The sequence below is a fragment of the Peribacillus sp. TH14 genome, assembly GCF_016651145.1.
GTDB lineage: Bacteria > Bacillota > Bacilli > Bacillales > DSM-1321 > Peribacillus > Peribacillus butanolivorans.
On the sequence record NZ_JAEKEK010000001.1, the window covers coordinates 4,549,476 to 4,574,534 of the forward strand.

21 protein-coding genes are annotated in these 25,059 nt (G+C 36.3%); 17 read left to right on the forward strand and 4 right to left on the reverse strand.

Annotated elements, in window-relative coordinates:
* The first annotated feature begins 130 nt into the window (after nucleotides 1-130).
* The 7 genes from JFU50_RS22175 to JFU50_RS22205 all read left to right on the forward strand — a co-directional run bounded on the left by JFU50_RS22175 (nucleotide 131) and on the right by JFU50_RS22205 (nucleotide 11,664).
* Nucleotides 131-1,255 carry a histidine kinase N-terminal domain-containing protein gene (locus JFU50_RS22175; protein ID WP_201185215.1) on the forward strand — a complete coding sequence of 375 codons (1,125 nt, stop codon included), beginning with the start codon at nucleotides 131-133 and terminating at the stop codon, nucleotides 1,253-1,255.
* Nucleotides 1,256-2,674: 1,419 nt separating this feature from the next.
* The gene (locus tag JFU50_RS22180; RefSeq protein WP_201225153.1) at nucleotides 2,675-4,093 is read left to right on the forward strand and encodes an amino acid permease; all 1,419 of its coding nucleotides are present in this window, start codon (nucleotides 2,675-2,677) and stop codon (nucleotides 4,091-4,093) included.
* 445 nt (nucleotides 4,094-4,538) lie between these two features.
* Nucleotides 4,539-5,297, forward strand: coding sequence for a hypothetical protein (locus tag JFU50_RS22185; protein WP_201224159.1), 759 nt, complete (start codon nucleotides 4,539-4,541; stop codon nucleotides 5,295-5,297).
* A 361-nt stretch (nucleotides 5,298-5,658) separates the two neighbouring features.
* A complete protein-coding gene (locus JFU50_RS22190) occupies nucleotides 5,659-6,651 on the forward strand; it encodes a cation diffusion facilitator family transporter (protein ID WP_201224161.1) in 993 nt (330 codons plus the stop codon).
* A 295-nt stretch (nucleotides 6,652-6,946) separates the two neighbouring features.
* Nucleotides 6,947-7,690, forward strand: coding sequence for a Cof-type HAD-IIB family hydrolase (locus JFU50_RS22195; protein WP_201224163.1), 744 nt, complete (start codon nucleotides 6,947-6,949; stop codon nucleotides 7,688-7,690).
* A gap of 171 nt (nucleotides 7,691-7,861) precedes the next feature.
* Nucleotides 7,862-8,860: an NAD(P)H-dependent flavin oxidoreductase gene (locus JFU50_RS22200; protein ID WP_201224165.1), complete on the forward strand. Its 999-nt coding sequence runs from the start codon at nucleotides 7,862-7,864 to the stop codon at nucleotides 8,858-8,860.
* 419 nt (nucleotides 8,861-9,279) lie between these two features.
* The gene (locus JFU50_RS22205) at nucleotides 9,280-11,664 is read left to right on the forward strand and encodes a YhgE/Pip domain-containing protein (protein ID WP_342366296.1); all 2,385 of its coding nucleotides are present in this window, start codon (nucleotides 9,280-9,282) and stop codon (nucleotides 11,662-11,664) included.
* A 45-nt stretch (nucleotides 11,665-11,709) separates the two neighbouring features.
* On the opposite strand, the gene JFU50_RS22210 is transcribed toward JFU50_RS22205, so the two are convergent.
* A complete protein-coding gene (locus JFU50_RS22210) occupies nucleotides 11,710-12,309 on the reverse strand; it encodes an exonuclease domain-containing protein (RefSeq protein ID WP_053346408.1) in 600 nt (199 codons plus the stop codon).
* Nucleotides 12,310-12,698: 389 nt separating this feature from the next.
* Nucleotides 12,699-13,592 carry a helix-turn-helix domain-containing protein gene (locus JFU50_RS22215; RefSeq protein ID WP_201224167.1) on the reverse strand — a complete coding sequence of 298 codons (894 nt, stop codon included), beginning with the start codon at nucleotides 13,590-13,592 and terminating at the stop codon, nucleotides 12,699-12,701.
* Between the two features lie 366 nt (nucleotides 13,593-13,958).
* On the opposite strand from JFU50_RS22215, the gene JFU50_RS22220 reads away from it, so the two are divergent.
* The 10 genes from JFU50_RS22220 (at nucleotide 13,959) to JFU50_RS22265 (ending at nucleotide 23,389) form a co-directional block, all read left to right on the forward strand.
* Complete coding sequence (locus JFU50_RS22220) at nucleotides 13,959-14,495, forward strand: GNAT family N-acetyltransferase (RefSeq protein WP_201224169.1); 537 nt, start codon at nucleotides 13,959-13,961, stop codon at nucleotides 14,493-14,495.
* 245 nt (nucleotides 14,496-14,740) lie between these two features.
* Nucleotides 14,741-15,175 (forward strand): DMT family transporter, encoded by a 435-nt coding sequence (locus tag JFU50_RS22225; protein ID WP_201224171.1) that lies wholly within the window; start codon nucleotides 14,741-14,743, stop codon nucleotides 15,173-15,175.
* A gap of 51 nt (nucleotides 15,176-15,226) precedes the next feature.
* Nucleotides 15,227-15,367 (forward strand): hypothetical protein, encoded by a 141-nt coding sequence (locus tag JFU50_RS22230; RefSeq protein ID WP_201224173.1) that lies wholly within the window; start codon nucleotides 15,227-15,229, stop codon nucleotides 15,365-15,367.
* 233 nt (nucleotides 15,368-15,600) lie between these two features.
* Nucleotides 15,601-15,708, forward strand: a complete 108-nt coding sequence (locus JFU50_RS32020; protein ID WP_446728189.1) for a DUF1572 family protein — start codon at nucleotides 15,601-15,603, stop codon at nucleotides 15,706-15,708.
* Between the two features lie 902 nt (nucleotides 15,709-16,610).
* The gene (locus JFU50_RS22240) at nucleotides 16,611-18,245 is read left to right on the forward strand and encodes a peptide ABC transporter substrate-binding protein (protein WP_242485407.1); all 1,635 of its coding nucleotides are present in this window, start codon (nucleotides 16,611-16,613) and stop codon (nucleotides 18,243-18,245) included.
* A 128-nt stretch (nucleotides 18,246-18,373) separates the two neighbouring features.
* On the forward strand, nucleotides 18,374-19,303 hold the full coding sequence (locus tag JFU50_RS22245) for an ABC transporter permease (RefSeq protein ID WP_053346403.1): 930 nt from the start codon (nucleotides 18,374-18,376) through the stop codon (nucleotides 19,301-19,303).
* The gene (locus tag JFU50_RS22250) at nucleotides 19,303-20,232 is read left to right on the forward strand and encodes an ABC transporter permease (protein ID WP_053346402.1); all 930 of its coding nucleotides are present in this window, start codon (nucleotides 19,303-19,305) and stop codon (nucleotides 20,230-20,232) included. Before JFU50_RS22245 ends, JFU50_RS22250 begins: the two co-directional genes overlap by 1 nt.
* 50 nt (nucleotides 20,233-20,282) lie before the next feature.
* Nucleotides 20,283-21,296, forward strand: a complete 1,014-nt coding sequence (locus tag JFU50_RS22255) for an ABC transporter ATP-binding protein (RefSeq protein WP_053346401.1) — start codon at nucleotides 20,283-20,285, stop codon at nucleotides 21,294-21,296.
* A gap of 13 nt (nucleotides 21,297-21,309) precedes the next feature.
* Entirely contained in the window at nucleotides 21,310-22,302 is a 993-nt protein-coding gene (locus JFU50_RS22260) for an ABC transporter ATP-binding protein (protein WP_053346400.1), read from the forward strand.
* Nucleotides 22,303-22,534: 232 nt separating this feature from the next.
* Nucleotides 22,535-23,389 carry a crotonase/enoyl-CoA hydratase family protein gene (locus JFU50_RS22265; protein WP_201224176.1) on the forward strand — a complete coding sequence of 285 codons (855 nt, stop codon included), beginning with the start codon at nucleotides 22,535-22,537 and terminating at the stop codon, nucleotides 23,387-23,389.
* 244 nt (nucleotides 23,390-23,633) lie between these two features.
* On the opposite strand, the gene JFU50_RS22270 is transcribed toward JFU50_RS22265, so the two are convergent.
* Nucleotides 23,634-23,834, reverse strand: coding sequence for a cold-shock protein (locus tag JFU50_RS22270; protein WP_029714163.1), 201 nt, complete (start codon nucleotides 23,832-23,834; stop codon nucleotides 23,634-23,636).
* Between the two features lie 185 nt (nucleotides 23,835-24,019).
* Complete coding sequence (locus JFU50_RS22275) at nucleotides 24,020-24,982, reverse strand: D-2-hydroxyacid dehydrogenase (protein ID WP_201224178.1); 963 nt, start codon at nucleotides 24,980-24,982, stop codon at nucleotides 24,020-24,022.
* Between the last annotated feature and the right edge of the window lie 77 nt (nucleotides 24,983-25,059).

Sequence of the window (25,059 nt, forward strand, 5' to 3'; positions counted from 1 at the left end):
AACAATGATAGGCTTATCGTACTTATATATATATATGTCGTGTGAAGTGCAGGAAATTAAAACATCATATAGAATAATGTTATTAATATAATAAACTAAAATTCCGAAAGAGAATGTGGTGGTCAATAGTATGGAATTGTTATCAGAACAAAAGAAGTATAAAAAAGTATTGATTCAATATTTAGAAGAAAATCAATCACTGTTTTTAAATGAATGGAACGAGACCATCAAAGTAAATGAAATCGACCCCTACAAAGAAAAAATAAAAGAAAATGGATATGGGATGTACTCCCTAGTCATTAATATTTTTAATGGGTCATTGTCAAATGACGTGCTAACAAAATTGGCTTACCAGGTAGCAAATGAACGCCTTAAAGCAAATATTAATATTGGAGATTTTTTGTACAATATTAATTTAGGTAGAAATATCATTGTCAGAAATGTTTTTGGGGCAAATATCCCCATTAAATATATACAGAAGTTTATTGATGAAATCAACACACACTTCGATACATTCAGTTATCATGCCGTAACGAGGTATACAAATCTAACAAATGAAGTGATTGAGGAAAAACAATCTTTTATAAGTGAAAATCACAAAGATAAATTAGCGGTATTGGGACAAATATCATCAAGCTTTGTACATGAGTTCAGAAATCCTCTTACAGCTATTATGGGGTTTAATAAATTACTAATAAGGGAGAACCCCAATCTAAAATATTTAGATATAATAGATTATGAACTAAATCAGCTGAATTTTAGAATAACCCAATTCCTCCACACCTCTAAATCTGATTTTAACGAGGAACAAAGAGAGGAAATTTCTGTGTTGGAATTACTTGAAGAAATCCAACAACTAACATATGCGAGTATTGTCGATGCTAGCGTTAATGTAGAAATAGATATTTATCCGAACTTTGTCATAACAGCGAGCAAGGATGGACTAAAGCAGGTATTTCTTAACCTTTTTATAAATTCAATTGATGCTTTAAAGGGGAAAGACCAGCCTAGAACATTAAAAATACATACAATGACTGAGCCAAATGAACGGGTTATTAGAATATCAAATAATGGACCTGCTATTGCAAGTGAAATGATAGAATCAATTTTTGAGCCGTTTTTCACAACAAAAGAGTTAGGTACAGGAATTGGACTTTACGTATGTAAGAAGATTATAGAAAGTAATGATGGTTATATGAATTGTGTGTCTAATGACAATTTAACAACATTCAGTATACATTTCCCCAATAGTTAAATTATTAGTGACCTAAAAGTTCAAGTTCATGGGGATTCATACATATCTTAGGAATATAAAGACCCATTATTTCCTTAATACATATTCACATATTTTACAGCAGAAACTCGATGTAGTGTTGTATTTAGCTAAATAGTTGAAGCACATCACTAAAATTACGGTTATTTTAGGGAGAGGACCAAATTCTGTATGGCCAATATACCCCGAAAATCAAGATTCTCTTACTTTTACAGGTTTTAGGTGTACGAGTTTACAGGGCAAGAATGATTTCTAAGGGCGGCGGAGTGATGAAAGCGAATAATCGGATAAAGGTGATTTCGTCTTTCCTAAGAATTAAAAATAAATATTTAAAGAAGATGCCTAAATTAGTATTGGAAATTTAGGCATCTTCTTTTCATTTAATTATTAACCCTCTAGTCAGATATTCTTCACTACGGACATGTTTGAATATTTACGGATTTAAGCATTTACTACAAGTGTCAGATTTTTAGACATTTTCAATAAATTGTCCTGGTATGACGATCAATTCATTTTCACCCGAAATGAACGGATGCAATATACCTTAGAAGTTCACCATAAAAGTTATGTCGAAATTCTAAAAGAAAACAATTAAATTGTCATTTTGTGATTCGGATATGAATCAAAAAGTGTTAATAATTAATTTATGAATCGAAAATTAAGTTTTTGATTCAATTTTGAATCAAATAAAAGTCATGAAACCTTAAAATCCTTATATACTAACAATCCTTTTTTGGCATGGATATTGCTTTTGTTTTTATATATAATGACAAATTTTCATTAAGAGAGGATGCTTTATATAAAAAAAGGTGAGGTAAAGAGAGTATTGATAGAGTCAGATATATAATGATTTATACATCAAAAGCCGTCGCTTTGTAAGTAGTAGCCGTCTGTTAAATTCAATTATACCGCAGTGAAGGTAGCATGATTATTGATCAATTAGATGATCAAATTCTTAACAAATTAAGAGATTTCTTTATAGCGGAAGGCATCGCCAAGAAGTAGGAGCCGTTATTATGGAACCTGTGCAAGGAGAAGGCTGATTTATAGTGCTATTCGTGCGGTTCGTTTAAGGCCTGATGATGATTACTAAAGAGTAGGTTTCCGGATCAGTAGTTGCTGATATAAAAAGGTGGCTGTTTATGAAGAAGCACTAGAAAAAGCGAATGATACTACTTATGGTTTATGAGCTTCGCTTTTTGCAACAAATCTAGATAAAGCTTTTCATTTTATCAATAACAGTGAATTTGGACTTGTTCAAATTAATGGAGTAACAGGTGAGGATGAACCGAAGAAATAATTGGTGGAATGAAAGAGTCAAGCTCTGTTACCCGTGAACAAGGACATGTAGCAATTGAGTTTTTTACTGCTATTAAAAACAGTGACAATTTTTAAGGGATGGTGACAATAGTGGCTTATCAACCAAATGAACTGAAACATGGTCTCAAGACTAGACATGTAACAATGATTTCTATTGGTGGTGTTATCGGTGCAGGCTTATTTATAGGGAGCGGGAATATTATTGATTCAGCAGGACCTGGTGCAATCTTATCTTATATAATCGCAGGATTAATGATCGTTCTTATTATGCGCATGCTTGGTGAAATGGCTGTTGTGAATCCTGATAGTGGGTCCTTTTCAACTTACGCACATCAAGCGATTGGTCCTTGGGCCGGTTACACGATTGGCTGGTTATACTGGTTTAACTGGGTAATCATTATTGCGATTGAAACCACTTTATTGGGTACTATGATTCATGATTGGTTTCCTGCTATACCTATGTGGATAGCAAGTTTATCTTTCCCTATTTTGATGACACTTACAAATATCTATTCTGTCAAAGCTTATGGAGAATTTGAATACTGGTTAGCTTTTATTAAAGTAGCTGCTATTGTAATATTCCTATGCTTAGGTGCAGCAATGATCTTTGGATTTGTTCCTGGATTTGAAACACCAGGTCTTTCTAATATTACTGGAAATGACGGATTCTTTCCGAATGGTTTTCTACCTGTACTCCTTAGTGTAATATTTATTACCTTTTCATTATCTGGGAGTGAGGTAGCGGCTATTGCAGCAGGAGAGTCTGAAAATCCCGAAAAAAATATTATAAGAGCAATAAACGCTGTAGTGTGGCGTCTTCTTCTATTCTTTGTTGGTTCGGTAGCTGTGTTAGTTATACTAATCCCGCAGGGGGCTGAAGGTTTACTTAAAACTCCCTATGCTAGCGTATTTAACATGGCAGGACTTCCTGGTGCTGGTCAAGTAATGAATATTGTAATATTCATATCATTGCTTTCTGTTTTAAATTCAGGGCTATATACAAGTTCACGCATGCTTTACTCCCTATCAAAAAAGGGAGATGCCCCTAGAATTTTATCCCGTGTGAATAAGAGAGGCATCCCGATTTGGGCGTTAATGGCAAGTGTTTTCTTTGCTTATGTGTGCACGACATTTAAATTTGTGTCTCCTGATAAATTATTTGCTTTTCTAGCTAATAGCTCGGGTGGAGTTACGATGATTATGTATATTTTTATCGCTTTTTCTCATCTGTTTTTAAGAAATAAGATTGAAAAAGAAAATCCAGGGACACTCAAAGTGAAAATGTGGTTATTCCCTTATTTAACCTACGCAACTATTGCAGTATTATTTGCTATTTTTGTTGCCCAGGCTTTCATTGATTCCATGCGCTTGCAATTCTTTCTCACCTCTCTTCTCACGATTCTCGTTATAGGTTCCTACTTTCTGTTTTATCATAAGAAAGAAGAGGTAATAACTCCAAAGCAAGAAGAAAAACTAAAAAAATTCTTTAAAAAAGTGTAAAGAAGTCTTTTTCTGAATGACTGATAACATATTTAATAAATACTTACAGTAGTTTCTAGCTCTTAGTGTAGCATTTATAGACAAATTATTCTTATTTAAATCCGTTTAGATATATTCATTGCTTTTAAATTGATTAATGTAAAAAGGCTACTCTTGATGAGTAGTCTTTATTCTGTTCCATAAATAAAGGGAGGATGTAGAGTTGATATTTTCAGATGAAAGTGTGCGGAATGACTACATCTTTACAATCCTTTGGTATAGTAACTACTATCATGGCAGACTACTTACATTTAAACGTAAAAACTGAATAATTATTTTTTATAGGAATTAGCCGGAGTTAGTTAGGAGTGGTCAGTTGAATTAAACTTAATTATGCTCATTCATTTGCAACTTTGCATTCCTTTGCTAGAATATAAGCATAAAGAAAAAAATAGGAGTGGTGACTGTGGCTGAAACTCCAGCTGAAGTAAAGGATTTAATTCACTATATTGAACCAAAGGGAGAGTTTATCTCTTTTTCAGATGAGGCGGATTATATCGCTAAAGGTTTAGAATGGAAATTATTCACTGCTCGTTCAGTAAAAAGAGAACTACTATATAAAAGCGGAAGCTATCAAGGAAAAGTGAAATTGGCTGGTTATGAACAATATGGTAACGGTCTTGATACGATTGTTGTTGAATTTGAAAATGGTAAGCTAAGTTGCATTCACCCTTCATATTTAAAGGAAATGCAAAGTTCGAATTTCGGTAAAGAGCTATTGAGTGGGCCAGTTGCTGAAGCATCAGCACCTTTAACTGAAGGTGAACAAGTAACAGTTGTCCAAGTGACAGAAAGTCCTGAGCAGCTAAGTGAAGCACCAAAAAAGGCAAAGTCAAAGAGTAAAAAGGCACCAGCGAAACCTAAACTGGACTTACCAGCAGACAAAGTCCATTTCACAGCAACCGTCAAGGAATTTACTGCAAAAATGAACCATTTCACCGGTGAAGAAGATGAGGTAATCCTGTTAGAGAATGTCAAAGTGACCACAGATCCAGAACTCTCCATTGGTGATGCCTGGTGTGGATATAGCAAAACATTAAAAAAGGCAGAACTTGAAGAAGGCGACGAAATAGAATTTGACGGAAAAGTGGTTGACAAGAAATACGATAAAGAAATTCGTTATAAAGTGAACAATCCATCAAAGTTAAAAAAAACGGAAGCTTAATTCTAACTTTATACCTTAGTAAAATAGGTAGTAGGCTATTGCTTACTGCCTTTTTGTATGGATTGTTTGCTCCAAGTGACAGGTATTTATAGCAAAAAATGTACAGAGGGGTTCGATTTTTATCTTAGTAATTGATGTTTAGAAGTGGAATAAAATCATGAATATGGAGAACTGCTGAACTCATCAGTGATCTGAAGGATGAAGGGGCACTTTTGAAATGTACGTTGGCAATTCATTCATGACGAGAATGTTGAACTCAATTGAAATAGAGAGCTTTTTCCCTTTTTTGGTTTCATATAATACAGCGTTGGGGATAATACAATATTATAAAAGCTTATTAAAAGTAAAGGGGGCCTCTATTGTGAAAGAATTATTCCGGTTATTAAAACAAGGCAATAAATCGGCATTTATTGCCGCTTGTGTGAATAGTATTATCGCTGTGTTAAAGGGGATAGCTTATTTCATGACGGGGAATGTGGCTATGTTTGCGGAAACATTGCATACCTTGGGGGATGCTGCGAACCAGTTTTTCGTTTTCATTGGTTCCGCATTAAGTAAAAAGTCACCAACAAATCGTTTTCCAGATGGATTCGGACGACTGGTTAACCTAGTTCTTTTAGGGGCTGTGTTGGTTGTTGGGATCATGTCTTATGAAACGATAAAAGAAGGATTTCATCACATCTTGCATCCAGTAGAGTCAAGTGGGATGATAATTAATTTGTCCGTTCTCTCGTTAGCGGTTGTGTTGGAATCATATGTATTATTTAAAGCGATGAAAGAAGTAGTACATGAAGCGGGGATAGAGGCGAAAGGAACTGCAGTCATCTATAAAAGCTTCGCTGGTTTAAAACGTGCAAAACCAGCAACGAAATTAGTATTTATGGAAGATATGGTCGCAACAGGTGGCGGTATACTGGCGTTAGTAGCCATATTGTTGGCGAATTTCACACCCTTTATTCAAGCAGAAGGTGTTGCTTCTGTCATGATTGGTCTCGGTATGTTTTATGTGGTTGGAAGGGTTTTTCTTGATAATGCAGCGGGAGCTCTTGGTGAAGCTGATATTGAGATGCGTCAGAAAATAGGAACTATGGTCATGAGTGATCCGGATGTGAGAGATATCCAAAAACTGGCGGTATTAAAAGAAGGAGAAGATTTTCATGTGGAATTAGAGGTAGAACTTGATGCCCACATTTCTATCGCCCAGGCTGATGACATTAAAGACCGGCTCTTTGATGAAATTTTCAAGGAAAGAGGGGTAACGGATGTCATTATAGAATTTGATGAAAATGACGGCGTTGCTAATTGGGAAGGTGAACTTAATAAAGAACTAAATGAAAGGAAACAAGATAAATAGAAGGAGTGTCCTATCTCCAAAATTTGAATCTTGTCTAATTGGTGTAGGGGCTTCTTTTGAAAATAGAAAATTTAATTAGGTTTGATTTAGGATAATATTAAATAAAAAAGTAACATTTATTTATGCAAAATAGTTAAAATTAATAAAATATAAATCTAAATAAAATGCTAAAAGGTCACAAAATTTTTTGTGACCTTGAAACCTGTTCATTGAATCACGTTCTTTCCTTGGATAAGCAATATACGCTATTATGGAATTATGTACATAGAGAAGAATTCAGAAAGGGTGAATAAGAATGAATAAACCAGAAATTAAACTAGTAGCGCTCGACATGGATGGGACACTTCTAAATGAAGCGGGAGAGATTTCTGCGGAAAATCGGAAAGCAATTAAAGAAGCAGAAAATCAGGGGGTTTTCGTGGTGCTAAGCACTGGAAGATCCTATGCGACTTGCAGTGATTTTGCAAAGTCAATGGAGCTGCAGTCATATCTTATTACGGTTAATGGTAGTGAAATTTACGACAATCAAGGGAAATTGGTGGAAAGAAATATAGTCGATAGTGAATCCATACAGTGGATGTGGGAATTAAGCCAAAAGTATAGTACGCATTTTTGGGCAATTAGCTGTGATAGTATATATAGGGCTGAAATGCCTCAACGAATTCATGACTCGCAATGGCTTAAATTCGGCTTTGATACAAAAGATGAAGCCATTCGCCAAACTATTATGGACGAACTTAAATCAAAAGGAAATCTTGAAATAAGCAATTCAAGTCCAACGAATATTGAAGTGAATGCACTTGGAGTCAATAAAGCGAAAGCAATTGACGTTGTTTGTTCATTGCTCAATATTACAATGGATAATGTAATGGCAGTAGGAGATAGTCTAAATGACCTTGCCATGATTCAAGAAGCAAAGATGGGTGTAGCGATGGGTAACGCTCAAAAGATAGTTAAGGAAAAAGCAGATTGGGTCACTGCAACTAACCAAGAAGATGGAGTGGCTAAAGCAATCCAAAAATGGGTGCTCTCCAATTAATTGAAAGCTGTATGTGGATTTAATCCATATACAGCTTTTTATTTAAATTTAACTCGTTAAGAGTGGTATTTTGCCGCTGAAAATAATTTCTTGAAAATTTTGTCTTTAAGAAGTATGATAATCTTATAGTGTTATATTTTGGTAATATATTAAAAATGGGAGGTTTTATAGATGAGAAGAACTGTACCTGAACACTGGTGGAATCAATTATCTTTACCAGTTATCTCAGCGCCTATGTTTTTAATTTCTGGTCCTGAATTAGTGAAAGAATGCTGTTTGAATGGAGTAATTGGCTCTTTTCCAGCACCGAATGCTCGGCCGATAGAAGTACTGGATCAATGGATGGGTGATATAAAAAACACACTAATTGCAGCAAGAGATAAAGAACCCAGCAAGAAAATTGCTCCATGGGCAATGAATATGGTTGTTCACCGAACTTATAGCCGTCTTGAAGAAGAATTGGAATTAGTCAAAAAGCACCAACCTCCCATCGTTATTACATCTCTTGGATCTCCAAAACATGTTGTAGATGTCGTACATAGCTATGGTGGGTTGGTCTTTTCAGATGTCAGCAGCGTGGAATTTGCCAAAAAAGCTGCAGAGTCAGGTGTGGATGGATTGATCTTAGTTGCTTCAGGAGCTGGCGGACATGCGGGTGAGATAAATAGTTTTGCTTTCGTTGACAGTGTAAGGACGTTCTGGGATGGAATCATTTTGCTTGCTGGATCCATTAGTACAGGTCACAGCATCTTAGCTGCTCAAGCTGCCGGAGCGGATCTTGCTTATATGGGTACACGTTTTATCGTGGCAAAAGAGAGCAGGGCAAATGATGAATATCGTGAAATGCTTGTCGAGTCGAATCATGATGACATTATCTTGACTGATGCATTTTCCGGGGTTAATTGTAATATGTTGAAACCAAGTATTAAAAAGGCAGGTATGGATCCAGATCAATTAGCAAAAAAAGAAAATGTCGATTTTGACAGCATGTCTAAATCATCAGATTCTAAAGCATGGCGTGATATTTGGTCCGCGGGACATGGAGTAGGGGCGATAAAACAAATAGATACCACTGCTGGTATCATCAAACAGCTAGAAAAAGAGTATCAGGAATCCCTTGAGAGATTAACCGAGCAGGCGGGTAAATTAAAGGGTATTATATCAAAGTGATTTGAAAGCGCTTTATCAAGTTGTTCGAAATTTGTTGTTTTTTTGTTTGAAGAGGGTATCCATTATGGGTACCCTTTTTTTAGTGCTACATACTATTTTAGAATACATTATTTTAATGGATTACATAATCTTGTATAAATAACCATTCAAAAATACTACAGATAAGAAGAAAAATTATGTGATTTTATAAAGTAAATAAATTTGATATCCAACAGTAGAAATGTTATATTATTTTTCGTGATAATGACCGGATGAACAATATAGTCATAATTTTTCTAGAAGAAAATATATATTTATAATAAAGAAATAAAATATATATATTTTAGATGATAAACAGTCATGAATGTATTTTCAATTCGCTTTACACCGAAGTAGAGTAAATAAACGACATGTTTGTCGTATAGGAGGATTTGATAGGTGTGTTAAAATCGCTGAAAGGAGAATTATTGGCTATTATAAAAAAACCAATAATTCTCATTTCTATATTAGGAATTATTAGTGTTCCTTTACTTTATAGCGGGACATTTTTATGGGCATTTTGGGATCCGTATGGTAAGGTCGATCAATTGCCGGTTGCCATTGTCAATATGGATGAAGGAGCCGAGCTTAACGAATCAGAACTTACCATTGGGAAAGACTTAGTGAAAGAGTTAAAGGAGAAAAAGGACTTTGATTGGCATTTTGTCAGTCAAAAAGAAGCGAATGAAGGCCTGGCGAACCAGGACTATTACATGAAGATTGAAATTCCGAAAAACTTTTCGGAAAATGCAACTACCTTGCAAGAAGAAAATCCGGAAAAACTTGATTTAATATATACATCAAATGAAGGGTATAACTATATTTCTACTAAGATAGGTGACGCAGCTTCCGAGAAAATTAAAGGTGAGGTTTCTGCGGCCGTTACAAAAACCTATGCTGAGTCAATGTTTGATAATTTGAAAGAAGTTGCTGATGGACTTGGATCCGCCAGTGATGGAGCAGGTGAACTGAAAGACGGGACCGATAAGGTAAAAAATGGGTCTAAAGAACTAGGAGAGGGAATTAACTCTGCTAAAGAAGGTTCACAAAAAGTAGATGAAGGAATTGGTTCTCTACATTCAGGTTCAGTTGAAATCCATAAAAACCTGGAAACATTAGCTGAAAAGTCCTTGACCTTTTCGGATGGAGTGGGTTCAGCAGCTTCTGGCTCGAAAGAACTTAATCAAGGCTTACAACAATTTAGTTCTGGGATTGGACAAATGAAAGATGGGCAATCAAAACTTTTAGAAGGAGCCAAAAAATCTGAAGCAGGTTCTGGGGAATTAGCTTCAGGACTGCAACAATCTTTAGAAGGGTTCAATCAGATTGAAGAAAAGCTACCTACTCTGACCGAGGGGGCAAATGGTGTAGCTACTGGTGCAAGCCAGCTCTCAGGTTCTTTGTCCGATTGGAGTGCTGCTACGAGTGAAGCAAAAGCAGGAGCATCGAACGTTGCGGCCGGATTGGAAGAAGTTATTTCCGGTTTAAAACAACAATCTCAAACTGCGGATGATCCTGCAGAGAAAGCTCGTTTAGAAGGATTAATTGCTTCTCTATCTGGAATTAGTGAAGGAAGTAGAGGAGTAGCTGAAGGAGTAGGAAAACTATCCGCAAGTGCTTCTGAAATTGCTAAGGGAGGCACAAGTCTTAGTGAAGGGGCAAATCAGTTAGGAAAAGGCGCCAATGCGCTCAGCGGTGGTTTTACTCAATTAAAACAAGCTCAAGATAAACTTGCCAATGGAGCGAATGATCTGCAAAGCGGACAGGGTCAATTAGTAGCTGGATTGACAACATTTGGCGAAAGTATAGATTCAGCACAGAGTGGACTTGGACAATTAACGGAAGGCAGCAATAATTTGGTCAGTGGGCTTGATCAATTAGAAGATGGGTCGAAGCAATTATCAAATGGAACTTCTCAGCTATCAGAAGGTTCGAAAAGTCTGATTACTGGAACAGATAAGTTAAAAGAAGGTACATCAAGTCTTACAAGTGGCATGGGAGAGTTAGCGAATGGAGCTATTAAGCTTCAAGATGGAATCGCCAAACTTTCAGATGGTTCGGAAGAATTACATGACGAATTGAAAGACGGAGCAAGCGAAGCAGGTAATATAAAAGCCGATGAAGATGTTTATGACATGTTTGCAAGTCCAGTAAAGGTTGATAAATTGCCTATTAATAATGTGCCAAACTATGGAACTAGCTTTGCACCTTATTTAATTTCATTGAGTTTATTTATTGGGGCAATCGTTCTGACAATCATTTTCCCATTAAGAGATCCTGCTGTTATTCCTGCAAATGGATTCAGCTGGTTTATTAGTAAATACGGGGTCATGGCTATTATAGGAATATGTCAGGCTATATTGGTGGATTTGATATTAATATTAGGACTTGGAATTGAAGTCACTAGTCTGCCATTATTTTTTGTAGTAAGCATTCTTGCTAGCTGCACATTTATGGCTATCATTCTATTTCTTGGTTCAGCCTTTGATAATCCAGGTCGTTTTATAGCGTTACTCATATTAATTCTACAGCTGACCAGCAGCGGCGGAACTTTCCCAAATGAATTAGTTCCTAGCTTCCTGCAAGGGTTCACGCCATTCTTACCGATGACGTATTCGATTAATGCTTTTAGAGCAGTAATCTCAACTGGAGACTTTGGATTCATGTGGCATAACCTTAGTATACTTGCCATTTTCCTTGTAGTGGCATTAATACTATCTTTCGTATACTTCATTTATAGATATAAAAAGATGAAAAACGTATTTACGGAAGATGCAGGCAAATAATAATGAAAAAACAGCGACTCGAATAGGGTTCGCTGTTTTTTTCTATTATACCCAAGATTTTTGAGACGAAGGGGCATATTTTTTCATAGGATTTTTAGCAATAACATCTTTTAAATAGGGATAGCCCGAAGGACTAGGTTTTCGCAGCAGCTCCATTAGATAAGAAATGTCGTCCATTGCCCGGTGTGTTTGGAAATTTGTGATGTTATGAGCCCGCAGCAATGTTAAGAGTTTACTATTTACAAAACCGTATTGTTTCCATGGGACATTGCGCATTGTACAGAACCACTGATGGTTATTGATTTCTGGATACATATGGTAGAGGAAACTTCTGTCGAATGAAGCATTATGGGCAAAAATTGAGTCAGAACGATCTATAAAAGATTTTATTTTTTCATCGTGAAAGCTTTTTCCTTCGACAGAGCTATATGGAATTCCATGAACCCTGTATGCTTGATCATAATTCCTTCTTGCTTGATAAGAGAGGGGCTCTCTTAAAAACGATTCTTGATCAACAAGGTTAATAATTTCACCGGTTTCGCTGCTATAGGTAAAAAGAATAAGGGCAAGTTCGATAATTTCATCAGAAGTAGGACGCAATCCAGTTGTCTCTACGTCTAGTACTAAACCTAATCTATTAGACAATTAATTTTCCTCCATTTTGGCTACTTTTATCTATTATATCTGATTTTGGTTGCCTATTGAAAGTGCCGTATTTCTAAATGATAGTGTTCCTTTGAGATTTCAATTAATTTATTGTTAAAATTTTACAGACTATAGTTAGGTACATAGGAATTTGAGTAATAAAGGAAAAATTATTGAAGATGCTCATGGGAAGCATAGAGGTGACGGAGTAATCGGTTAACTTTTATGCGAAAAAATTCAGTTAGATCTACGATTGTTAGTGTAATTTCTATGCTTAATCACTAAATATTAGAAGATCACTTTCAAACACTTTCTTATTGATATGAAATAATAGGAAACTAAAAAAGGTAGAGAAATGCTTTTTAAAGCACTCTCTAACTTTGTATAATTCAATTCAGGACTAGTATAGATTGTAAGATTCTTTCTAATTCATGGTCGATTATTTGTACATATTCTTCGTTTTTTTGAATACTGAATATGGTTCTGGAGTGATTTAAATATTGCAGTCCTTCATTCTGTTGTTGAAGATGAATCAGATTTTTCCCGGTAAGAAAATGAAGTTCTGCAAATAAATATAAAGATTCGATAGAATTACAAATATTAATGCCTTTTAGCGTATAATTTAATGACTCTTGATAGCAATGAAGTTCGGTTAAGGTTTGAGCTAATCCATGAATGATTTTTACTAAAATTGTACCTTCCTGATTCACATGAGGAATATTCTCGATAAATTCCAATGCTTCATTGAAGATGATTATAGCCTCATCGTAATCCTTTGTTTTAAAGTGAATAATTCCAATACTATTTAAAACTTCTATTTCCTGTTGATGAAGAATTACCCGTTTGCCCATTGTAATCTGAATGGCCTCATTTAATAGATCAATAGCCATTTGTTTATTCTTGAACAAATAAAAAAAAGACATACCCTCATGCCATTTTAAGAATTGATAAAATGATATGGATTTTTCCGGTGCCGTTGCCATTTCTTTTTGGACGATTTCATAGATTGCTTCATAATTACGTGTACGTTTATATCTGTTTATTAATAATTTAATAGTTTCTATGTAATTATAAATCGGTTCATTTTTGGTAGTGAAAAAATACGAAAGATCAACTTTAAGTTTATCTGCTAATAGTCCCAACTCATCAATTGTTGGTGATGAGATGCTTCTTTCATAATCTAACAAGGTAATAGGCTCGCAAATATCTTTTGCTAATTCTTCTCTTGTGAGATTTTGTTTTATTCTTAATTCGTTGATAACAGAGCCAACCTCTATTTTCATTGCAATTGCCCCTTTATACCTATGTCTAGATTTTCTATTGTAACATAATTTTTTTTTTCAATATGATTACTGAAAAGATAGTATTATGTAACTACTTTTAAACTGCTGCATCCTTTGAAATCCCTATCCTTCCTTTTTAATGGGAAAGCTTACTATCGCATCTCGGGCGGGTATGGTTGGAACGGAACGGTTTACAGTGTTATTCTCTCACAAATTATTAGAGATTTGATTATTAAGGGCGGGCATCCCGATTCTGCATTATACCTTAAGGAAAGGAAATTATTGAAAAGTTTTGTCCATTAATACAGGTATCTCTTTTTCACAAATAGAATAAAGAAGATAGTGAATCCACGGGGGGATTGTAGGATGAGATTTCAAGAGTTAGAAACAGAGAGGCTGCGTTTAATCGAAATAGGTCACCAGCATACGGAAAGTCTGTTTGAAATTCTCTCAAAAGATGAAGTAACCAAATATGATGGGATAGAAAGCTTAATTCGAGTGGAAGAGGCTCGTCGATTAATAGACTCGTTTAAAAGTGCATATATAAACAAAAGGGGGATTCGATGGGGAGTAGTGGTGAAAGATTCCGAGAAATTTATTGGTACTGTTGGCCTTAATCATTTGAGCATATCTAATAAACGTGCTGAAATCGGGTATGAAATCCATCCGGATTATTGGAGGAAACACTTTACATCGGAAGCTGTCAGAGAAGTATTACGTTATTCATTTGAAGAATTAAACTTACATCGAATCGCTGCATTAACCTTCCCTGATAATATTGCATCAACAAACCTCTTAAAGAAATTTGGTTTTAAGCAAGAGGGGAATCTTAGAAATTATATATTTCTTCGTAATCAATCGCATGATGCCGTGATATTTTCCTTGCTATATACGGAGTTTTAGCTTATACATCACCTAGTTTAGTCAGTTTCCCCAATTAATTAAGGCAGAATCATTGATAAATAGTTTAATAAAAAGATGTAAAAGGATATCGGGGTCGCCCATTTGGGCCTTTTTTTGTTTATAAAGAAAGAATCTGCATATTACTATTTGTTTTGATAAAAAAGGGAATCTATACATATTTTTCATGATAAAATTAAATGAATTCATCATCACGTCCATTGGACATGAAAAGGAGCATATTTATTGTGAAAATTTTATTTCCGTTACTTGCAGTCCTAGGCGGCATTACAATAGCAATTCAAGGACAGATAAATGGCGGTTTAGGAAAAAAAGTAGGGGTCATTGAAGCCTCTTTCATTTCTTTTGGAATCGGGACACTTGCTTTATTATTTATTGTTTTGTTTGCAGGAAATGGAAATATTTCAGCTATCACTTCTGTACCTAAATGGCAACTGATAGGTGGTCTCTTAGGGGCTATTTATGTCATAGTCATCGTCTTAGTAGTCCCTCAAATTGGAGTGGCCCCTACTTTAGTTGGGGTTATCTTAGGACAAATACTGATTGGAGCTGTCATTGATCATTTTGGCTTATTGGGTGGGGTACGTATTCCATTGGATGCGAAAAAGATAGCAGGTATTTGTTTACTCTTTGTGTCATTGTATTTATTTAATCATAAGTGAAGTAGTACAGAAATAAAATACTTAATTATTATGTTTTAATGAGGGCATAAAATGGATATTAGACATTTGAAGCACGGATTAGTCATTAAAGCAACTAAACTTCGGACATGGATCCTGTGGGGCAGCGTGACTGACATCAACAGTGCGATCATAATTTCTCTGATTATCCAATTTTTGTATTTGATTAGCTAGTGGGTAATGAAAGTGAATATGTCGATGACATTATTATGTACAAGTTGGTTTATTAAGGTAACGGGTGCGTTCGTATTTTATGATTAGCTGGTTTTTACTGGTTGATCTTTTTTTAATAGAATCTATTATATCAGGAGCTAGGGTAGGACGTACAGGTGCGTGGGACATGATTCCGTGAACTAAATTGTCCGCCCCCTAATTTAAGAGAACAAGATTTATTAAAGAATATTTATATTCGTGGTGAAAGTCATACAGTACTTGGAGCAATAGAGAGACAGACATTAGGCCAAATTTTTTATATTAGTAATCAATTAAAAGATGAGAATTGGGAAGCCCCTTAGTTATCAAGAAAGGAAAATCGGAAGAATACTTGCTACACAAGCTTAAAAAACATAAGTGAAAGCGACTATTGAGTTAACCATTTATAGAGGCTTTTTTAAGTGAATTAAGTTTATTAAGTATTCAGGCACAATCCTTTTACAAGGAATTGTGTTTTTTTTGGGTGAACGACCTTGGTTCATTAAGACGTACTAAAGACCACAGGTGTTGTTTTAGAATAAGGTTTGCTCAAATGATACTAATGACCTTAAAAATATCAAATAGAAAGAGCTTGTTTTGAAAAAAGTTTGATCACTTCTGTGACCCTTATTCAAAAATGGAATCTAATAAAAAGTGGTTAACTTGGGAAGTTGAGTCACTTAATAATTCAACCTCTTCTGAATAATGAGAAAAATATGTATAATAAGATGATCAAATATAGCTTCCAATCAAGTTGATATAAATATAGTGATTTGTACTTGTGAGTCTATAATGAAACGCATAATGAAGGGGTTTGAAATTGAAATAAGTTAATGTTTCAATTCTTTTTACCTACTATATAAATCAAAATTACTAGCGTTTAATACCTATCTTGTGAAAAAGTACTCATTGGTTTATTGATTTTTTAATTTATTCGTAATATACTTAATATTCAACATCTTTAATTCAAAGTATAGTACCCTTTTGCGAGGTTGAAAGGAAGGTGGTTTTAAGCTATAAAACTACTGATTTTGGGTTTTTGAGAAAAAACGTAAATTTATGCAAACGCTTCGCTAGTTATTTTTGGTGAGTTTCTGCTATGAATACTTCTAACTATCCTCGCAGAATATTTTAGTGTACTAAACCAGAAGTTAATAGATGGAAGAAGGATAATCTCTTAAACTAGGGATACTCCAAGATAGACTAAAGATGAGGGGGAATATTTTTGAAAAAGTCTAAATTTTCAGTGCTTGCGCTTCTAATGGCTATTATGCTTGTGCTTGCAGCATGTAACAGCGGTTCGAAGGAAACTTCGAATGAAAAAGAAGGTGGCTCGAGTGACTCAGCCAAATCAAAAGTATTAAACGTAAACAACTCAAGTGAACCTGGTTCGCTTCATCCTGCCAATGCGCAAGGTACTCATGAATCATGGATTCTTGAACATACGTTTGAAGGACTGACCAAGAAAACAGAAGAAGGTAAAATCGTACCAGGTGCTGCAGAATCATGGAAGATCAGTGAAGATGGATTAAAATGGACATTTAAATTGAAAGATGGATTAAAATGGTCAAATGGAGATCCGCTTACAGCGAATGATTTCGAATATGCTTGGAAATACGCACTGAAACCAGAAACAGCTGCTGATTATGCTTACCAACTTTATTATCTTAAAGGCGGGGAAGCTTACAACAGTAAAAAAGGCAAGGAAGAGGATGTAGGAGTAAAAGCAACAGACGACCTTACGTTAGAGGTTACATTGGAACAGCCTACACCATATTTCCTTGATTTGACTTCTTTCTATACCTTCTACCCGATCGATAAAAAGGTACAAGAAGAAAATCCGAAATGGGCTTTGGATGCCAAAACACATGTATCAAACGGTCCATTCAAGTTAACGGAGTGGAAACATAAAGAAAGTCTGAAAATCGAAAAGAATGAAAATTACTATGATAAAGACAAAATCAAATTGGATGCCGTTAATTTTGCTCTAATTGAAGATGAAAATACTGCATGGCAAATGTATCAGAGTGGCGAATTGGACATCGCTTATCCACTACCAGTGGATGTACAAGGTCAATTGGTTAATTCTGGAGATAAAGAATTCAAAAATGGAGCAGAACTTGCTGTCTACTATTACAACTTTAATACTAAAGTAAAACCTTTCAATAATCCTAAAGTAAGAAAAGCGTTATCAATGGCTATCGAACGTAAAAAAATTACGGATAATGTTGCTCAAGGTGGTCAAAAGCCTGCATTTGGAGTAATCCCGCCGGGTATTCCGGATGCAACTGGAGATTTCCAAGAAAATACAGGAGACCTTTTTGCGGAAAATGTTGATGAAGCTAAGAAATTGTTAAAAGAAGGACTTGCTGAAGAAGGCATGAAAAAACTTCCTGATTTTTCAATTTTATATAATACATTAGATTCTCATAAAAAAATTGCTGAAGCCGTTCAAGGAATGTGGCGCGATAACCTAGGTGTTGAAGTTACACTTGAAAATGCTGAATTCCAAGTTAAACTTGACCGTGAAAAAGCTGGGGACTTCGAGATTTCCCGTGCAGGATGGGTTGGTGACTATGTAGATCCGATGACATTCATGCTTTGGGAGACAGACGGTGCCTATAATGATGCGGATTGGTCCAACAAAGAATATGATAAATATTTAAAAGAGGCGAAATCTACAATGGAACCAAAAGAACGGATGGCTGCTTTGCATAAAGCAGAGGAAGTTCTGATTGATGAAATGCCGATTCTCCCGGTTTACTTCTATACAAAACCATATATGGTTAAATCGAATGTTACTGGGGTTTATGCACCAATAAACGCTTATCCGAACTTTATTTACGCGGATAAAAAATAAAAGAAGGATGAAAATAGGAGGTATGTCCGATTATGGACATACCCCATTTTTCAATTGCGAATTTGAATATTTCATGAATTCATTTCCGTTTTCAACTCCTTAGAAAATCGATGATTGGGGTGATTACCATGTTGAGATATACATTAAATCGTTTTAAATGGGCGATTATTACTTTATGGGCGGTTATTACATTAACGTTCATCATAATGCATACGATTCCGGGAAATCCATTTGCGAAAGAAGGAGCAATGCCTCCCGCTGTTTATGAAAACCTTCAAGTCCACTATGGATTGGACAAGCCTTTGTTGACCCAATATGGAAATTATTTGTTGGAAGTCGTTCAATTTGATTTTGGTCCTTCTTTGAAATCCTCATCCATTTCTGTGAATGATTACATTTTGAAGGGATTTCCAGTGTCCTTGCATTTAGGAGCGCAAGCACTGGTGATTGCCATCTTTTTTGGGCTCATTTTAGGTGTAGTGGCATCACTGAAACGAAATAAATGGCCTGACTATTTATCAATGGTCATTGCCATCGTCGGGATATCTGTTCCGAACTTTATTTTGGCGACTATTTTAATCAATTATTTTGCAATAAAATGGCATATATTCCCTGTTGCTACATGGGCGACATGGCAGCATACCATATTACCATCCATTGCCCTGTCGATGATGCCTCTTGCTTTCATTGCCAGATTGATGCGGACAAGCATGCTTGAAGTAATGGGACAAGATTACATTTTGACCGCAAAGGCAAAAGGGCTAAAACGTAGCGGTGTCATAATCAAACATGCGATCCGAAATGCGTTATTGCCGATTATCACGATTCTTGGTATCCTAACGGCTAATATCGTGACAGGAAGCTTCATTATTGAACGTATTTTTGGTATTCCGGGCATGGGAGATATGTTTGTAAAGGGAATATCCAATCGAGACTATCCGGTCATTCTTGGTTCCACAATTGTGTATAGTGCAGTGCTTATCCTATTGATATTCATCGTTGATATAGCCTATACGTTGATTGATCCTAGAATTAAAGTGACGGGGGAGAAAAAATAATGGCAGATAAAGTGCATTTAACCGAAGATATGTTCCTACCCGCTGAAGGAAACTTTAAGGAAGCTGAAAAAATTGCTAGGCCAACGGTTTCATATTGGTCTGACGTCTGGCGTCGCTTTAAAGAAAATAAACTAGCAATGACGGGGTTTGTTCTAATTATCCTGTTGGTCTTGCTGGCTATTTTTGGTCCGTATATTAATGGATATACTTATTATGGTCAAGATTTCGAGAAAAAGAATCTTAGCCCCAATGCCGAGCATTGGTTTGGGACGGATTCATCAGGAAGGGATTTATTTACGCGAGCTTGGTATGGTGCAAGGATATCCTTGTTCATTGGCTTGATGGCGGCGCTAATAGACTTTTTAATTGGTGTCCTATATGGCGGGATTTCAGCTATTCGTGGCGGACGCACCGATAATATAATGATGAGGTTTGCTGAAGTGATCTATGCGATCCCTTACCTATTGATGGTTATCTTGATGATGGTTGTATTAAAACCTGGTATATTGCCGATAATCATAGCCATGTCGATTACAGGATGGATTCCTATGGCCCGACTGGTAAGAGGGCAGGTTTTACAATTAAAAGAGAATGAATATATTCATGCTGCAACCATCTCTGGTGCTAATACGAGCTGGACTTTAAGAAAACACATGATTCCAAATACAATGGGACCGATCCTTGTCAATTTAACGTTGACTGTACCTACGGCGATTTTTGCCGAAGCTACTCTAAGCTTTTTGGGACTGGGTGTGCCAGCACCTCAGGCAAGTTGGGGAACATTGACCAGTGATGCTCTGGGAAGCATTTTGGTAGGGAATTTCTATCAACTTTTAATCCCGGCGATATTGATCTCATTAACCATGTTCGCGTTTAATGTGGCTGGTGATGGACTACAGGATGCCCTAGATCCAAAACTACGGAAATAAATGAGTCATAACATAAAGATTTTGATAATACTAGAATAGGAGGGACGATGATGGAGAACCTATTAGAAGTTAACGATTTACACATCACCTTCCATACGTATGCAGGAAAAGTACAAGCTGTTCGCGGCGTGAACTTTGAAGTGAAAAAAGGGGAAGCAGTCGCCATCGTAGGAGAGTCCGGATGCGGAAAAAGCGTTACTGCAAAATCGATCATGCGATTATTGGAAACACCTCCAGCAGAGTATGGAACAGGGTCAATATCATTTGGTGGTAAAGACCTTATTAAAATGAGTGAAAAGGAAATGCAGAAGATTCGTGGAAATGAAATCAGTATGATTTTCCAGGATCCAATGACTTCGCTCAATCCAACGACTAAAATCGGCAGCCAAATTATGGAGGGTATTTTAAAGCATAATAATAATATCTCTCGAAAAGATGCATATGAACGAGCGTTAGAAACGCTTAAACTGGTAGGTATTCCTCAGCCGGAAAAAAGGATGCAGCAATATCCACATGAGTTTTCAGGGGGCATGCGCCAGCGGGCGATGATAGCGATGGCTCTAGCCTGTGAACCGAAATTGTTAATTGCGGATGAACCTACAACGGCATTGGATGTAACGATACAAGCGCAAATTTTAGAACTGATGAAAGATATCCAACGTAGAATGGATACTTCCATCATTTTAATCACTCATGATCTAGGTGTGGTTGCGGAAACTTGCGAAAGGGTAGTAGTCATGTATGCAGGTAAAGTTGTGGAAACAGGTACAGTTGAAGCAATATTTGCAAACCCGCAACACCCATATACAAGAGGATTGCTTAAAACGGTGCCAAGACTGGATATGGAAAAAACGGCTCCGTTGGTACCCATTATCGGATCACCACCTGATTTGTTAGATCCGCCTAAAGGATGCCCATTTTATCCAAGATGTGAATCTGCAATGAAAGTGTGCAAAGAACATGACCCGGAACTTGAGGTAGTAGAAGAGGGACAGACAGCTGCATGCTGGCTTCACCATCCAATGGCAAAAGCAACACGCGTTCAAGCACCGACTAATGTTTAAAGGAGGAGAACCAATGGTTTCACTAAAGAATAAGTCAGTAAAAGAAAAGACAGTCAACGAAAATTCTCCTCTTGTTGAAATAAAGAATCTGAAGAAATATTTCCCTGTTGGTTCACAGTCGTTGAAAGCGGTAGATGGTTTGGATCTCAAAATCTACGCAGGGGAAACTGTCGGACTTGTTGGGGAAAGCGGTTGTGGAAAATCTACTGCTGGGCGTACGATAACCCGCCTTTATGAACCGACAGAAGGAGAAGTTCTTTTTCAAGGGAAAAATATTTTTGATTACAAACCTGGTGAAATGTCACATATTCGCCGTGAAATCCAGATGATCTTCCAAGATCCTTACGCTTCCTTAAACCCAAGGATGAAGGTAGAAGAATTAATTGGTGAACCACTTGCCATTCATGGGATTTCAAAAGGTAAAGAGAGAAGAAAACGGGTGGAAGACCTGTTAAAACTGGTTGGTTTAAGTCCGGAACATATCACTCGTTTTCCGCATGAATTCAGTGGCGGACAACGTCAGCGTATCGGAATTGCAAGGGCGCTGGCTTTGAATCCTAAATTCATTGTTTGTGATGAACCAATTTCTGCACTTGATGTTTCAATCCAAGCTCAAGTAGTAAATTTATTAAAAGAGTTACAAAAAGAAATGGGCTTGACTTATTTATTCATCGCCCATGATTTATCGATGGTCAAGTATATTTCAGATCGTATTTTAGTCATGTATCTTGGGAGAATGATGGAACTTTCAGATAGTGATTCTTTAACGAAGGATCCGCTTCACCCATACACACAAGCCTTGCTCTCTGCGGTGCCGATACCAGATCCCACTATTAAACGGGAAAGGATCGTACTAAAAGGCGATGTACCAAGTCCGATCAATCCGCCGAGCGGCTGTGTATTCCGTACTCGTTGTCCGAAAGCGATGGAGATATGTTCTAGCGCTGTGCCTGAATGGAAAGAACAAAAACCTGGGCACTACGTTGCTTGTCATTTATATTGGTAAATAAAATAATGAGGCCAGTTGCAAAATCTGCGGCTGGTCTTTTTTTGAAAATACACATTAAAAAAACTTTTTATTTTCAGGAAAGATGCCACTAGGTTTTTAGAAAATATTTTTTATAGATTTATAATAATTAAATCTAGGAATTTGAAAATAAAACATATAAAATGTAATTATATGTAAAATTAAAATTACCCAGAAATGGCTTCATTTTGTGAGATAAGGAGGAATAATGTTGTATTCCACAATAACTAGTGAAATTGTCGATCATGTCATGATTATTACACTTAACCGTCCTGAAAGAATGAATGCCTTTAATGAAAAAATGTGTGAGGAAATGATTCGTGCTTTTGATGAAGCGGATGAAAATGATGACGTACGAGCCATTATTTTAACTGGGGCAGGGAAGGCTTTCTGTGCTGGCATGGATTTGGAAAAAGGTGCAGAAACTTTTATGGATCACACTCCTTTAGTTGAGTACCGTGATGCAGGTGGTGTTTTATCATTAAGGATTTTTGAGATGAAGAAACCTATAATAGCAGCCATTAATGGAGCAGCGGTTGGTATTGGTATAACTATGACTTTGCCTATGGATATTAGAATTGCTTCAACTGATGCGAAAATGGGGTTTGTTTTTGCAAGGCGAGGAATTACAATGGAGGCTTGCAGTGGTTGGTTCCTGCCTAGACTTGTCGGAATGGGGAAGGCATCCGAATGGATTTTTACTGGAAGAATGATTTCAGCTAAGGAGGCCTATGAGGGGAGACTAGTTAACAAGATTGTAGAGCCTGATGAATTGATGCCAACTGCAATGGAAATCGCATCTGAAATAGCGGAAAATACCTCTTCCGTATCTGTGACATTATCTCGGCAGCTAATGTGGACTATGCTTGGAGCAAATCATCCAGTTGAATCACATAAAATAGAATCGAAAATGCTTCATTGGACCGGAAAGCAAGCTGATGCACAAGAAGGAATCGAAGCTTTCTTAGAAAAACGGAAAGCTGAATTTACAATGAAGAGCAGCTCTGATATGCCGCCGTTTTACCCGTGGGGTCTGGATCGAACATACGAATCAGATAAAAAATAAATGATTAATTCTGTATTGAAATCATTCTTAGGAACTGTGTGAGAATTTTTACTTTTCGGATAAATTAGGGTTTCTTTTCTTAGTGTGTTATACTGTGTTTACCATTTACTAAACTTGTTTCATATTCCCCTATTCCTTGTGAATAGGGGTTTTTTTATTTTCAAAAAAGATATTCTATAAAGAATATTTTTATTCAAAAAAAACAGACTCTACAAGTAGAGTCCGTTATATATTGTATTTAAAATTATGCTTTTTGAACGTTAGTAGCTTGGGGTCCACGTTGACCTTGCTCAACTTCAAAAGTAACTTCTTGACCTTCGTCTAATGATTTGAATCCTTCGCTTTGAATAGCTGAGAAATGTACGAATACATCGTCTCCGTTTTCGCGTTCGATGAAGCCAAATCCTTTTTCTGCGTTAAACCATTTCACTTTACCTTGTTCCATTGTTGTTGCCTCCTAGTGTGAATCCACACAATGTGTTACTACCCTTGCTCAATCTTCAGACGAAAAGTGTTTCACTTATCAATCTTCCCGAACAAAAATAATTCTTATTAAATATAACAGATAATGTCGGAATCTGCAAGCTATCATAGTAAGATTATTTTTTGTGAAATTGCTATGAAGATTCGTTAATATCCTTTCTTGTAATTAAGTAAATTTGTTGTAGGGTTTTTACCGTTGAGATAGTTCTTCAAATTGGGAATGAAAATATCTTCAATCAATCGTTTGTCGTAATATTCAGTGTTTCCGGATGTGTGTGGCGTGATGATGACATTGTTCATTTCCCATAAAGGGCTACTTTCCGGAAGTGGTTCAGTTTCAAACACATCTAGTCCTGCACCTGCAATCTGCTGGTCCTTAAGCGCTTGAATCAATTCATTTTGAACAACGAGGGATCCTCTTCCAATATTAATGAAAAAAGCGGAAGGCTTCATTAACTTGAATTCGTTTGTGCCGAACATATCCTGTGTTTCTGGAGTCAAAGGTAATGTCACGACAACATAATCACACTTAGGGAGAAGATCATTCAATTGTTTCTGGGTGAACATCTCATCAACATATTCTTCTGATTTACCAGAATGACGAACCCCTAATACGGTCATTCCAAAAGCCTTGGCAATTTTAGCTGTTTCCTTCCCGATTTTTCCAACCCCAATGATGCCTATAGTCTTTTCGTGAATTTCCTGCTTCATATCAGCGTGGTGCCAAGTCTTTTCCTGCTGTTGCTTAACATATGTATCTATTTTTCTTGTAAAGGCGAGCATTAGGGCGAAAATGGTCTCTGAAATGGGATATGCGTGGACACCATTTGCAGTCGTAATCTGCACATTCTTTTGTTCTAACTTTTCCAGTGGCAAAGCATTCACTCCAGCACTCCATGTCTGGATCCATTTCAATTCACTTGCTTCATATAAAATAGATTCGTACATTTCTGATTTCCAGCCAGCGATTATTTCCGCATCGTTTATATGATCCTGCCATATTGCAGGGGCTCTTCCAGTAATCACAGTCCAATCGGGAATCAATCCTTTAACTTGTCGCAATAAATGTTCATTCAGGTTTTGGGTAATAATGAGTTTTTTATTTGGCATAATCATCATCCTCTATCATTTTTCTGAATTATACGTAAGTTTTGAGAATAATTCAATTGGAAACAGTGATTACTAAG

Excerpts from the sequence above, each read along its gene's own strand:
- JFU50_RS22175 (WP_201185215.1), top strand. The coding sequence starts at position 131 with ATGGAATTGTTATCAGAACAAAAGAAGTATAAAAAAGTATTGATTCAA.
- JFU50_RS22195 (WP_201224163.1), top strand. The coding sequence starts at position 6,947 with ATGAATAAACCAGAAATTAAACTAGTAGCGCTCGACATGGATGGGACA.
- JFU50_RS22200 (WP_201224165.1), top strand. The coding sequence starts at position 7,862 with ATGAGAAGAACTGTACCTGAACACTGGTGGAATCAATTATCTTTACCA.
- JFU50_RS22215 (WP_201224167.1), bottom strand. The coding sequence starts at position 13,592 with ATGAAAATAGAGGTTGGCTCTGTTATCAACGAATTAAGAATAAAACAA.
- JFU50_RS22220 (WP_201224169.1), top strand. The coding sequence starts at position 13,959 with ATGAGATTTCAAGAGTTAGAAACAGAGAGGCTGCGTTTAATCGAAATA.
- JFU50_RS22230 (WP_201224173.1), top strand. The coding sequence starts at position 15,227 with ATGGATATTAGACATTTGAAGCACGGATTAGTCATTAAAGCAACTAAA.
- JFU50_RS22245 (WP_053346403.1), top strand. The coding sequence starts at position 18,374 with ATGTTGAGATATACATTAAATCGTTTTAAATGGGCGATTATTACTTTA.
- JFU50_RS22250 (WP_053346402.1), top strand. The coding sequence starts at position 19,303 with ATGGCAGATAAAGTGCATTTAACCGAAGATATGTTCCTACCCGCTGAA.
- JFU50_RS22255 (WP_053346401.1), top strand. The coding sequence starts at position 20,283 with ATGGAGAACCTATTAGAAGTTAACGATTTACACATCACCTTCCATACG.
- JFU50_RS22260 (WP_053346400.1), top strand. The coding sequence starts at position 21,310 with ATGGTTTCACTAAAGAATAAGTCAGTAAAAGAAAAGACAGTCAACGAA.
- JFU50_RS22270 (WP_029714163.1), bottom strand. The coding sequence starts at position 23,834 with ATGGAACAAGGTAAAGTGAAATGGTTTAACGCAGAAAAAGGATTTGGC.
- JFU50_RS22275 (WP_201224178.1), bottom strand. The coding sequence starts at position 24,982 with ATGCCAAATAAAAAACTCATTATTACCCAAAACCTGAATGAACATTTA.